Source organism: Paenibacillus sp. CMAA1364 (genome assembly GCF_054373195.1).
Genome location: NZ_JBITNB010000043.1, coordinates 1 through 10876, shown reverse-complemented (window position 1 = coordinate 10876; position 10876 = coordinate 1). Strand labels below are relative to the sequence as shown.

Genomic DNA, 10876 nt, shown 5'->3' with positions numbered 1-10876 from the left:
TGCCTTCGCCATTCGGGACTCACACCCTATAGATAGCGCCCATGCTGGGCGCACAGCCAAAAGGACTTGTCAATTACTGACAAGCCCTTGAGACAGTTGGTTCCTTAGCGACTAAGCACTTCCATCAACAATTTATTAACCATCGCTGGATTGGCTTTCCCTTTACTTTCTTTCATCACCTGACCAACAAGATATCCAATCGCCTTTTGCTTACCCGCATTATAATCCTCGATGGATTGCGGATTAACTGCTATGACCTGCTCAACAATGCCTAATATGGCACCTTCATCACTAATCTGCACTAATCCCTGTTCTTCTACGATCTGTTGAGGAAGTTTGCCGCTTTCTAGCATTTCCTTAAAGACCTTCTTAGCAATATTATTGCTAATCGTCCCTTTTCCTATCAGACCAATCATTTCACCAAGTCCTTGCCCAGTCACCTTCAGCTCAGACAATTCAACATTATTACTATTTAGATAGCCCATGAGATCTCCCATAATCCAGTTCGATACGGATTTGGCATCGTCTGTATGCTGTAAGCTCTCCTCGAAGAAATCTGCTAAGACCTTAGATGCAGTAATGACTGCAGCATCATAACTCGGTAGATCATATTGGCTCGAATAACGCTCTCTACGTGCATCTGGTAATTCAGGTATCGAAGCACGTATACGATCTTTCCATGCTTGATCAATCTGTAACGTTACAAGATCAGGATCTGGGAAATAGCGATAGTCGTGAGCTTCTTCCTTACCACGCATGCTAATGGTTTTCCCTTTGGCTTCATCCCAACGTCTTGTTTCCTGTACAACTGTACCCCCGTCATCCAAAATTTCAGCTTGACGGAACTCTTCGTATTCCATTCCTTTTTGTACACCACGGAAAGAGTTCATATTCTTCAACTCTGCTCTGATACCCAATTCTTCTTGTCCATATGGACGCAGACTGATGTTAGCATCACAGCGTAGGGAGCCCTCTTCCATTTTGACATCAGACACTTCGCAGTATTGCATAATCGCTCTTATCTTCTCAAGATATATACGCGCTTCTTCCGGCGAAGAAATATCAGGTTCAGATACAATCTCTACGAGAGGTGTTCCAACACGGTTGAAATCTACCAACGAAGCATATCCACCGTCGACGTGTGTTAATTTACCGGCATCTTCTTCTAAGTGAAGACGTGTAACTCCGATTCTCTTGGTCTTTCCGTCTATTTCGATATCAACCCAACCATGTTCACCTATCGGTTGATCATACTGAGAGATTTGATACGCTTTAGGGGAGTCGGGATAAAAGTAATTCTTCCGATCGAATTTACTTCTATCTGCAATTGTACAATTGAGTGCCATCGCTGCTTTCATAGCATAATCTACCGCTTGGCGATTAAGTACGGGTAGTACTCCGGGATGCCCAAGACAAACAGGACAAGTATGGCTGTTCGGTGGAGCACCAAATTCAGTAGAACAACCACAGAATATTTTGGAGTTCGTATGCAACTCCACATGGACTTCTAGTCCAATAACTGTTTCATATTTGGATGTAGACACGTCTTATTCCCTCCTTCTCTATCTAACTTTATTTATAAATTCGGACGCTTCGTGTGATAATCCGTCTGTTGCTCGAAAGCATGTGCTACACGTAACACCGTAGATTCATCAAAAGCCTTACCTATAATTTGTAACCCAACCGGCATTCCTTCTGCAAAACCACAAGGGATACTCACAGCAGGTACACCAGCAAGACTTACCGGTATCGTTAGGATATCATTCAGATACATCGTCAAGGGATTATCCACCTGTTCACCAATCTTAAAAGCAGTTGTCGGTGCAGTTGGTCCGATGATAATGTCATAATTCTCAAATACTTGGTCGAAATCTTGTTTAATCAATGTGCGGACTTTCTGTGCTTTTAAATAATAAGCATCATAATAACCAGAACTTAAAGCATAGGTTCCGAGCATGATACGTCGTTTCACTTCTGGACCAAACCCTTGGCTACGTGACTCATGATACAGATCGAGGAGATTCGCAGGGTTATTAGAGCGAACACCATAACGCACACCATCAAATCTAGCCAAATTCGAAGATGCTTCCGAAGATGCTAGTAAATAATATGTTGCCACTGCATACTCCGTATGTGGTAAAGAGACTTCATCCCAAGTAGCGCCCATACCTTCAAGCACCTTCAACGCGGCCATGACCTTTTCTTTCACGAGTGGATCAACACCTTCACCCATGTATTCTTTAGGCACGGCGATACGTAGTCCCTTAATATTTCCTGTTAACGCATTTAGGTAATCAGGAATTTCCACATTTGCTGATGTTGAATCCTTAGAGTCATATCCCGCTATCGCTTGTAACACATAGGCTGAATCCTCTACATTCTTAGTGATAGGACCAATCTGATCCAATGAGGATGCAAAGGCTACTAATCCAAACCTTGATACTAAACCATATGTCGGCTTCAGACCTACTACTCCGCAATAAGATGCCGGTTGACGGATAGATCCGCCTGTATCTGAACCGAGTGTGAAATATGCTTCGCCTGCTGCTACTGAAGCGGCAGAACCACCACTAGAACCACCAGGAACATAATCTAAATTCCATGGATTACGAACGGGATGGAAGCTAGAATTCTCATTCGATCCGCCCATGGCGAATTCATCCATGTTCAATTTACCTAGGATAACTGAGTCCGCTTGACGAAGTTTCTTCGTTACGGTTGCATCATATACAGGGTTAAAATTACTAAGGAACTGACTAGCACAAGTTGTACGTAGACCTTCTGTTATAATGTTATCCTTTACCCCTACAGGCAATCCGAATAACAAACCTCGATCCTCATTAGAACTTAACTGATCATCTAATCTCCGAGCTGTTGCTCTAGCTTGCTCCTCATCAAGTGTAAGATATGCTCCCACACGGGTATCCCGTTCTTGTATTGTCTTGAATGCCTGATCTACCAGATCCGTAGGAGATAATTCCCCAGCACTCATCTTGCTATGTATATCAGACAATCTATAGTCAAATAAGCTCAATCCTAATTCCTCCCTTTTTTCATATATAAAATCTTATTCCAGAATAGCTGGAACCTTAAATTGATCATCCTCAACTTCAGGAGCATTGGCGAATACTTTCTCAATAGATAGACTCTCGCGTTCTACATCTTCACGCATAACATTACTTAAATGAAGTACATGTGTTGTAGGCTCAACGCCCTCCGTATCTAGTGCATCCAGCTTCTGTGCATATTGTAGAATAGCATTCAACTGTTCGGTAAGTGTCGACTCTTCCTTTGAACTGAGGTTAAGCCTTGCAAGATTAGCTACATGTTGTACATCTCGAATGGTTATCGTCATCTGATTCATTTTCCTCCTATTTCTCAGGTCATTTCGGGTTAATGCCGTAATCGTCGCAATAATGTTTATAATTATAGGATAGAACCCTTTACAATTCAATCATAAGCAAAAAGAGTCGGCCTAGGCCGACTCCTCTATATCCAGGAACGAAGATTAATCTGTTTGATAAATTCCGCCTGGGTTAATGCTTCAGCGGAGACCATCTCGCTCTCCTCACCATTCTCATGATCACCATTCATCACATGATGAAAAAGATCTTCGTTATATGTCGCTAAAGCGTAGTCGATTAGCGCTTCATGTGTTGTACGCTCTACTTCCATTTGCAATAATCTCTCTTCCATTTCTACATCGCTATCTGGCACGAAGAAATTTCGATTAAGATTCGGTATGCGGATAACATAATCAAATGCATTATCCGGGTTGCGGTCATAAGCTATAATGTAACCATACTCCCCAATTGGAAGGTTCTGCTCAAAAGCGTCATCGACGATTACAATTTTTCCCCCTATTTGTAGCATCGTCTACCTCCTAGATGTCCATAAGATAATCTATAGTCTACTAAAAAAAGATAGTGATGTCTACGCAATAAAATTATGAATTGGGAAGTAGTCTTCTTTGAAGTAAATGTGATGAACAAAGTAGCGTTAGAATAATGATACCTATAGTAATCAAGCAACATATAATCAATGAAGATACTGGAAAAGTATTACCGATCTGCGCTTCAGTCGCGAAGGAAGATAGGCGAGCCGGACTCCAGGTGAACCAAGAAGGAAGGACTCCATATAAAAGGGATAGACACGCTAGAATAGATAGTGTAACAAACGCCGCTGCTGCTCCCCGCAATAGCGTACTGAACAATAACGTCAGAGTTACTGCTAATACAAGCCATAGACCATACAATCCAAATGATAATAAGGAACTACTCCAGGATAATGACCCTATCATTTGATAGGTGTACAAGAACGCTGTTGCATATCCTAAGCCAAAAGCCAACAGCACTTGAGTACACTGAGCGAGCCATTTCGAAATAATAATTGCTACATATGAAATAGGTCGGACCATCAACAACTCCGCTGTACCCCCATATCGCTCTCCTGAGACACTATTCATTCCTGCCAATACAAGGATTAGAATGCCCAGCGAGCTATACTGACTCAACACTTGAATCATAACTTCTGCCGATGATGGTACAACATAAAGCGAGAACATCTCTGGTGGCACTCCTCCGGACATTTTCATTATTTCTGGCATGTATAGACTAACGATTGGCTGCATGATTCCTAATATAGCAAAGACAATTGGAATCCATAAGAGTCTAAAACTTCGAGACATCTCTAGCATTTCCTTTTGGTACAATAGCCATATCCCCTTCATCGCTCACTCACCACTCTCACAAACATATCTTCTAAGGAAGAACTTCCTGCTCCCAATTTGATTAAAGGAATTCGTTTCTCTGCAGCATCTCTTATTAGCTCATCTCTGGCAGGACCCAGTTCATGAACCATTAATTCTGCAACATCCCCTTTAATACTAGCCTCAATCACATAGGGCTTACGCTTTAATGAGTCAAGCCATAATAAAGCGACTTGTTCCCTCTCCACTTGTACAATCACTAGAGGCAGGCGATATTTCTCTCTTAAGGATGTCAGGGTTCCCTGCTCGACTAACCTCCCCTTTGCCATCACGAGAATATCATCACATATTTCCTCTGCATCATGTAACACATGTGTAGAGAAGAGAATCGTTGTCTCTTCCTTTATTTCCAGAAGTAAGTTGATGACTTCTCTACGACCAATTGGATCAAGAGCAGAGACCGGTTCATCAAGCAACAATAGTCTAGGCTTATGAACAAGTGCCTGTGCAAGTCCAAGACGCTGTTTCATCCCCCCGGAGTATCCGGAAATCCGTCGTCTTGCTGCATCTCCTAGACCTACCCTCTTCAGGATAGCATCCGATTCTGTACACGCTTCCTTATGTTCCGCGCCGCTCAGCTTAGCCACGAAACGCAAATATTCTTGACCTGACATCCAACCATAGAATGCAGGATATTGCGGTAAATAGCCAAGTGACTTGCGGTAATCTATAGCGCTATCTTTATTTTCGCCAAAAGCGATTTGACCTGAAGATGACGGAAGGATACCTGCAAGCATACGTAATGTCGTTGTCTTACCCGCCCCATTAGCACCTAGTAGAGCAACACATCTACCTTGTTCCAGCTGGAAATTGAGGCCTTTAACTGCACTTTCCTTACCGAAGCATTTAGTCAACTCAGTGACTGTCAGAACATCCATTATATATCTTTCCTTCCAATAACAAAGTAAAGAATACTACCGATTATACTTCCAAATATAATGACTAATATCCACACCCATTTGGGTCCCCGCACTTGTTCTGCTCTATATAACGAGATCAAAGCGATCACGACAAGTACAAGCTGAAGAATTATAATCGGTAGAACCAATAACCAGTTGATAGTTATATCCATATCACTAATCATCCTTTTTGAAATGAAATTTCTTACGATGTTCAGGAAATCTAACAAAGACGAGATACATGAATAGGGGTAGAGGTACATTCATCAGTCCCCATATTCCCCAGAACCATCGCCACTTCCCGCGTTTACCTGCATCCATAAACAACCAAGTTCCTTGGATCAGAAGAATCAGTACCAGAATGACTATGAGCCATAAGGGAATTTCATTCAGTTCGCTCATCCTACTTCCTCTTTTCTCCGATGAATAATAAAGTAGATCACCATCACAATAGCCGCAACTATGCTCATCCCCTGAATTGCCCATAGAATCCAAGGAGCCGAATAAGCCAATAGCATTCCGCTACCAACAACGAATAATGAGACTAACCAGAACATCAACAGTTCGATCACCATGGTTAAGCGACGTCTTTTCAAACTTTCATGAATCTGAACTTTCAATTGTTCCTTGGATGGTAACGATGGACTATCAAGCACATGATCCATTCTGTCTAGCGACTGGCGTAATTCCGATAGAATCATTTCTTCTGTTCTTTCTTCATCCTTCCAACCCATAGTTAACTCATCTCCTTTCTTAGTTGATGCAAGGCATTGGCTACCCTTGATTTAACTGTACCCGAAGGAATGCTGAGCATCCCTCCAATTTCCTCGTAAGTATAGCCATAGTAATGCTTAAGTAATATCGCCACTCGATGTTCAGTAGATAATTTCGCTAAGGATTCCAGTACATCGTTCCATTCCTCATTCTTACTCTCAAATTGCCAGCGGACATGACGAACACCTTGCTCCATAAGTAACCAATTCTGTTCTGTCTTCTTACGGCGCATATTATCCATATAAATACGAGTCCCTATCGTTATGAGCCAAGAAGAGAAGGCAGATGTCCCATCGTATAATCTTATCTTCTCGATACATCGAAGTATTGTATCTTGCGTCAAATCCTCAGCCATCGCAGGATCAATCGTAAGCTTAACTAAGTATTTGTATAGAAAAGTGTAATGTTCATATATTAAATCTGCTAGAACATCAGCATCTCCTCGCTGCGCAAGTTTCACTCTATTCCAATCCTCTGTCTTCATCTAAAGCCCCCTCATCTATCAGCGACATATATAATACGAATAGGTTACTCATTTCGTTCATCTATTTCCCATAAAACTTCATGACAAAATAAAACACGCAAACCGGGATTAGTCCTCAGCTTGCGTGCTTTCTTATGGTAACTCTATTAATTAACTACATCAATTGTAACTATTTTGTCATCTTTTGTACAGGGAAAATTTACCTGGTAGGTAGATGTATGAATTAGACATACGGATTATGGACACGCTCATAACCAATCGTCGTTCGTTGTCCATGTCCCGGATATACCTTCACTTCATCATGCAATGTAAATAAGGTGTTATGTATCGAGTCAAGAAGATCTTTCTCTCTTCCCCCATGGAGATCCGTACGTCCGACACCTAGTTTAAATAATACATCACCTGAAAAAAGGTCATTTCCACAAAGGAAACTAACACTCCCAGGAGAATGTCCTGGTGTATGATATACGGAGAATCGATGTCCGATCAGATCTAATTGCTGACCTCCAGCCAAATCGAATTCAGCAGGCTCTGTCGACAATGGTTGCGTGACTTGTGGCCAATTCGTAGAACCGTTCAATTTCGGATTACTAAGCCAATCACTTTCCAAATCGTGTAAATAGACTGGGCAACCTTTAAAGTTACGAATCTCTTCTACTCCACCCATATGATCGAAATGTGCATGCGTAAGCAGAATGGCTTCAACTTCAACATCTTGTACTCTCTTTATGAGTGCGCCAGGATTCATACCAGGATCGATAATAATAGCCTTACCTGTGTCTTCATTTGTTAATAAATACGCATTGGTCTGTAAAGGGCCTAAGGAGTAACTATCTATTTTTAGCATTGTCTCTTAAACCCCTGATATCACTTCGGATAGTTCTTTAAGAATCGCTGTACGCGTATCGAAGGCCTTTCCATAAGCTTCTTCCATCTGCGAGCGCACGATAGACATATTCTCAGCATAATCAGGTGATTCACGATCAGGATTCTCTTCTTTAAAAGCGACCATAAATTTCTGAACATGCTTAGGACGAGGACCCCATGACCCAAGCACATGTCCGCCTGTGTCTACTACGATAATCACTGGAACAGCTCTTCCTCCCATGGTTAGGAATTGATCCATCACATCCAAGTTATCTTCAAGAATCAATACCTCTGTGGGAATACCACCCGTCTCTAACGCATGAAATACCACCGGCACATTACGCACGACATCTCCACACCAATCTGCTGCAAGAATTAGAACTCTTAAATCATCACGGTGATTCAAACTTCCAAAGAATTCGCGATCCTCTGTCTTATCCCATATAAATTCATCATAGTTCGATTGAAAAGCTTCCTTGTTCTTCGTCATACCTTCCATGAATTGTTGCGGGGATAGTCCTGTTCTTAATTTATCTGCTAGATTAGGGTTCATGATTTAATTCCCTTCTTATTGGATTTGACCCACTTCACAAGAACGTACACAATCAATAAAGCAAGCGCTATTAATAGAATTGGCGTAATATAAGGTCCTGCAATTTCATCAATATTCTCCCAATTACTTCCTAAATATTTGCCTAGGTATATGAATAGAATAGACCAGGGAATAACTGCAAGCGTCGTTAATATTGTGAATTTACCTAGATTCATACGCGATATGCCTGCCGGAATAGAAATGGCATGTCGCACGACCGGAATGAAACGTGCAGTAAAGATAACGCCTGTACCATATTTCTCAAACCATTGTTCTGAAGCATCAATTTGTTTCTTATGAATAAGAATATATTTGCCATACTTCTCTAGAATAGGACGACCACCGTAACGCCCAATCCAATATACGAATAGTTGCGCAATAACGCCCCCAATCGTTCCGAATACAACTGCACCCCAGAAACTAATCTGCCCCGTTGATACTAGAAAACCTCCGTAAGCAAGTACAATTTCACTGGGAATAACTTCAAGCATTAATCCAAACATAATACCGAAATAACCCAAACTTTGAATCCATTGAAATAAATAATTCACAATATCCGTAATAAATTCCACTCTTGGCCCTCTTTCACTATTTATTTGGTCAATAAGAAATCTCATCATCATTTCTATTCTAACATAGCAACGGACATACCTACTACTTCAACCCCCATGGGAACGGAACTGTATCTCCTACCTATCCTAGTGCATACGTTATGTAATAAAAGGAGTGAGTTCATTGCCACCTACCTACACATCTAATAAGGAGTTACAACTTCCAACGCCACGTTCTATACGCAGAGCATGTAGTAAAGAGCTGTACCGAACTATTAAGCGGATGAAAGTTCATATCCCCGATCCATTACTTCAACAAGGTGAAGATATGTACTACCGTAAAGTCATCGGTAATCTGATCTGGATTCACGAGAACCACAGTAATCGAAAGATTCTCTACCAATGGTGGGAGCGTGAAGTTAGTCAGGAGTTAGCCCTATTATGGCAAGTAGATCACAGAAAGCTATGTGTTGCTTTTCGCGATGCCTTTGGGGGTTAGCTACTAGGCTTTAATTGGAAGGCAGAAGATCCTCGCATACCTTTTCTAGATACGGTGAAATCTGAAGAAATTTCCGGAATTCCGTATATTCCTTCCATAGCTGCGCTCGATCTCCATTTTCCCCTTTGACCGCTCGAATGAGAATGTTCTTAGGTGTATGCTCCATATCGATAAATTCTAACAGTTGCGTTCGATATCCCATGATATCTAATAATTTAGCACGAACCGCATCTGTGGCAAGTGCAGAGAAACGTTCCTTTAATATCCCATGTGATAACATTGGATCTAGCATGGAATTTCTCACTTGAGTGAATACTTCATGCTGACAACAAGGTACTGACAATATAACGGATGCATCCCACCGTATAGCCTTCTCTAAGGCTGCATCTGTAGCAGTGTCGCATGCATGAAGCGTAACAACCATATCTACCTTGTCTAATGCATCGTAATCAGCTATATCCCCAACAAGAAATTTTAATTCATTGTATTCTAACTTCATCGCCAACTGATTACAGTGTTCAATGACTTCAGATTTCAAATCTAGTCCCACGACATTCAACTTTCTCTTCTCTTGAACAGCTAAATAATGATATAACGCAAACGTTAAATATGATTTGCCACAGCCGAAATCTACAATGGTTAGAGGACGGCCTTCAGGTAAGCTAGGAAGTATATCCTCCACCATCTCGAGAAATCGATTGATTTGTTTGAATTTATCATATTTACGTGCTAATACCTTCCCTTGTTCATTCATGATGCCTAACTCCACAAGAAAAGGAATAGGTTGCCCTTCTTCAAGCACGTACTGCTTCTTACGATTATGTGATAAATCAACCTCGCTTTTCGAAGGAGATTTCGTTAATATGGATACTTTATGTTTCTTACTAATCAGTATTTGATAGTCTGCTTCGGGTGTGCAAATCATCCCTTGGCGAAAAGTATTCTCAAATAGATCTTCTATAACCTGTCCTGCTTCTCTTGCGGCTATATTCTTATGTACCACTTTATTACTTTCATAATAGGAGAATTGATAATAAAGTTCCTTTTTTAATTCGACGGGTTTGATCTGGACCTTCGTGTAAGGAACGTCCTCTTTCTTACGCAATTGACTTAGACTTGCCGTAATCATATTCGAGTCCATCATGAGTTGATGAATTAGTTTGTGTATAGATTCCAAAGAGCGCATCTCACTTTCGTTGATTTTTCCGCTAGCATACCATACTTTCCTACCTCATCCAAATAGATCACATCCAAAAAAGGGGCTGTCCCATAAGTCATGAAAATGGCTAGGGCCCCTTTTTTTGTATGGGAAAGGTTGGTTGTCTAAGAGGTCGCTCCGCGAACGGACCGTTTCTCCAATCGCTGTGGTCTCCAAATTTCTGGATTAAAACCGCTCAGCGGTTGAAATTCGGATACCAAGGCGACCGCTATCGCTTTTACAA

The 10876-nt window shown here is 41.4% G+C and carries 15 protein-coding genes; 1 reads left to right on the top strand and 14 read right to left on the bottom strand.

Annotation, left to right across the window (positions count from 1 at the left end; translation table 11 throughout):
• Positions 1 to 104: 104 nt before the first annotated feature.
• The 13 genes from gatB to uptA all read right to left on the bottom strand — a co-directional run bounded on the left by gatB (position 105) and on the right by uptA (position 9001).
• Entirely contained in the window at positions 105 to 1544 is a 1440-nt protein-coding gene (gene gatB, locus ACH8E3_RS16350) for an Asp-tRNA(Asn)/Glu-tRNA(Gln) amidotransferase subunit GatB (RefSeq protein ID WP_458633709.1), read from the bottom strand.
• A gap of 32 nt (positions 1545 to 1576) precedes the next feature.
• A complete protein-coding gene (gene gatA / locus ACH8E3_RS16345; protein WP_458633708.1) occupies positions 1577 to 3034 on the bottom strand; it encodes an Asp-tRNA(Asn)/Glu-tRNA(Gln) amidotransferase subunit GatA in 1458 nt (485 codons plus the stop codon).
• A gap of 33 nt (positions 3035 to 3067) precedes the next feature.
• Entirely contained in the window at positions 3068 to 3355 is a 288-nt protein-coding gene (gene gatC / locus ACH8E3_RS16340) for an Asp-tRNA(Asn)/Glu-tRNA(Gln) amidotransferase subunit GatC (protein WP_458633707.1), read from the bottom strand.
• 134 nt (positions 3356 to 3489) lie between these two features.
• Entirely contained in the window at positions 3490 to 3873 is a 384-nt protein-coding gene (locus tag ACH8E3_RS16335; protein WP_458633706.1) for an ATPase, read from the bottom strand.
• A gap of 73 nt (positions 3874 to 3946) precedes the next feature.
• Entirely contained in the window at positions 3947 to 4729 is a 783-nt protein-coding gene (locus tag ACH8E3_RS16330; protein WP_458633705.1) for an ABC transporter permease, read from the bottom strand.
• A complete protein-coding gene (locus ACH8E3_RS16325) occupies positions 4726 to 5646 on the bottom strand; it encodes an ABC transporter ATP-binding protein (protein WP_458633704.1) in 921 nt (306 codons plus the stop codon). Before ACH8E3_RS16325 ends, ACH8E3_RS16330 begins: the two co-directional genes overlap by 4 nt.
• On the bottom strand, positions 5646 to 5840 hold the full coding sequence (locus ACH8E3_RS16320; protein ID WP_458633703.1) for a PLDc N-terminal domain-containing protein: 195 nt from the start codon (positions 5838 to 5840) through the stop codon (positions 5646 to 5648). Before ACH8E3_RS16320 ends, ACH8E3_RS16325 begins: the two co-directional genes overlap by 1 nt.
• 4 nt (positions 5841 to 5844) lie before the next feature.
• Positions 5845 to 6069, bottom strand: coding sequence for a hypothetical protein (locus ACH8E3_RS16315; protein WP_458633702.1), 225 nt, complete (start codon positions 6067 to 6069; stop codon positions 5845 to 5847).
• Positions 6066 to 6401 (bottom strand): YxlC family protein, encoded by a 336-nt coding sequence (locus tag ACH8E3_RS16310; protein ID WP_458633701.1) that lies wholly within the window; start codon positions 6399 to 6401, stop codon positions 6066 to 6068. Before ACH8E3_RS16310 ends, ACH8E3_RS16315 begins: the two co-directional genes overlap by 4 nt.
• A 2-nt stretch (positions 6402 to 6403) precedes the next feature.
• Positions 6404 to 6925 carry an RNA polymerase sigma factor SigY gene (gene sigY / locus ACH8E3_RS16305; protein WP_458633700.1) on the bottom strand — a complete coding sequence of 174 codons (522 nt, stop codon included), beginning with the start codon at positions 6923 to 6925 and terminating at the stop codon, positions 6404 to 6406.
• A 223-nt stretch (positions 6926 to 7148) separates the two neighbouring features.
• Positions 7149 to 7772, bottom strand: coding sequence for an MBL fold metallo-hydrolase (locus ACH8E3_RS16300; RefSeq protein ID WP_458633699.1), 624 nt, complete (start codon positions 7770 to 7772; stop codon positions 7149 to 7151).
• 6 nt (positions 7773 to 7778) lie between these two features.
• Positions 7779 to 8345: a thioredoxin family protein gene (locus tag ACH8E3_RS16295; protein ID WP_458633698.1), complete on the bottom strand. Its 567-nt coding sequence runs from the start codon at positions 8343 to 8345 to the stop codon at positions 7779 to 7781.
• Positions 8342 to 9001: an undecaprenyl phosphate transporter UptA gene (gene uptA / locus ACH8E3_RS16290; RefSeq protein WP_458633711.1), complete on the bottom strand. Its 660-nt coding sequence runs from the start codon at positions 8999 to 9001 to the stop codon at positions 8342 to 8344. The genes ACH8E3_RS16295 and uptA overlap by 4 nt, the downstream gene beginning before the upstream one ends.
• Positions 9002 to 9119: 118 nt before the next feature.
• Between uptA and ACH8E3_RS16285 the strand changes: the two genes are divergently transcribed.
• Complete coding sequence (locus ACH8E3_RS16285; protein ID WP_458633697.1) at positions 9120 to 9434, top strand: hypothetical protein; 315 nt, start codon at positions 9120 to 9122, stop codon at positions 9432 to 9434.
• A 10-nt stretch (positions 9435 to 9444) separates the two neighbouring features.
• On the opposite strand, the gene ACH8E3_RS16280 is transcribed toward ACH8E3_RS16285, so the two are convergent.
• Complete coding sequence (locus ACH8E3_RS16280; protein ID WP_458633710.1) at positions 9445 to 10635, bottom strand: class I SAM-dependent methyltransferase; 1191 nt, start codon at positions 10633 to 10635, stop codon at positions 9445 to 9447.
• Positions 10636 to 10876 lie beyond the last annotated feature (241 nt).

Coding starts and splice junctions, on each gene's coding strand:
- ACH8E3_RS16300 (WP_458633699.1), bottom strand. CDS start 7,772: ATGCTAAAAATAGATAGTTACTCCTTAGGCCCTTTACAGACCAATGCG.
- gatC (WP_458633707.1), bottom strand. CDS start 3,355: ATGACGATAACCATTCGAGATGTACAACATGTAGCTAATCTTGCAAGG.
- ACH8E3_RS16315 (WP_458633702.1), bottom strand. CDS start 6,069: ATGAGCGAACTGAATGAAATTCCCTTATGGCTCATAGTCATTCTGGTA.
- sigY (WP_458633700.1), bottom strand. CDS start 6,925: ATGAAGACAGAGGATTGGAATAGAGTGAAACTTGCGCAGCGAGGAGAT.
- ACH8E3_RS16335 (WP_458633706.1), bottom strand. CDS start 3,873: ATGCTACAAATAGGGGGAAAAATTGTAATCGTCGATGACGCTTTTGAG.
- ACH8E3_RS16310 (WP_458633701.1), bottom strand. CDS start 6,401: ATGGGTTGGAAGGATGAAGAAAGAACAGAAGAAATGATTCTATCGGAA.
- ACH8E3_RS16320 (WP_458633703.1), bottom strand. CDS start 5,840: ATGGATATAACTATCAACTGGTTATTGGTTCTACCGATTATAATTCTT.
- ACH8E3_RS16330 (WP_458633705.1), bottom strand. CDS start 4,729: ATGAAGGGGATATGGCTATTGTACCAAAAGGAAATGCTAGAGATGTCT.
- ACH8E3_RS16295 (WP_458633698.1), bottom strand. CDS start 8,345: ATGAACCCTAATCTAGCAGATAAATTAAGAACAGGACTATCCCCGCAA.
- uptA (WP_458633711.1), bottom strand. CDS start 9,001: ATGAGATTTCTTATTGACCAAATAAATAGTGAAAGAGGGCCAAGAGTG.
- ACH8E3_RS16325 (WP_458633704.1), bottom strand. CDS start 5,646: ATGGATGTTCTGACAGTCACTGAGTTGACTAAATGCTTCGGTAAGGAA.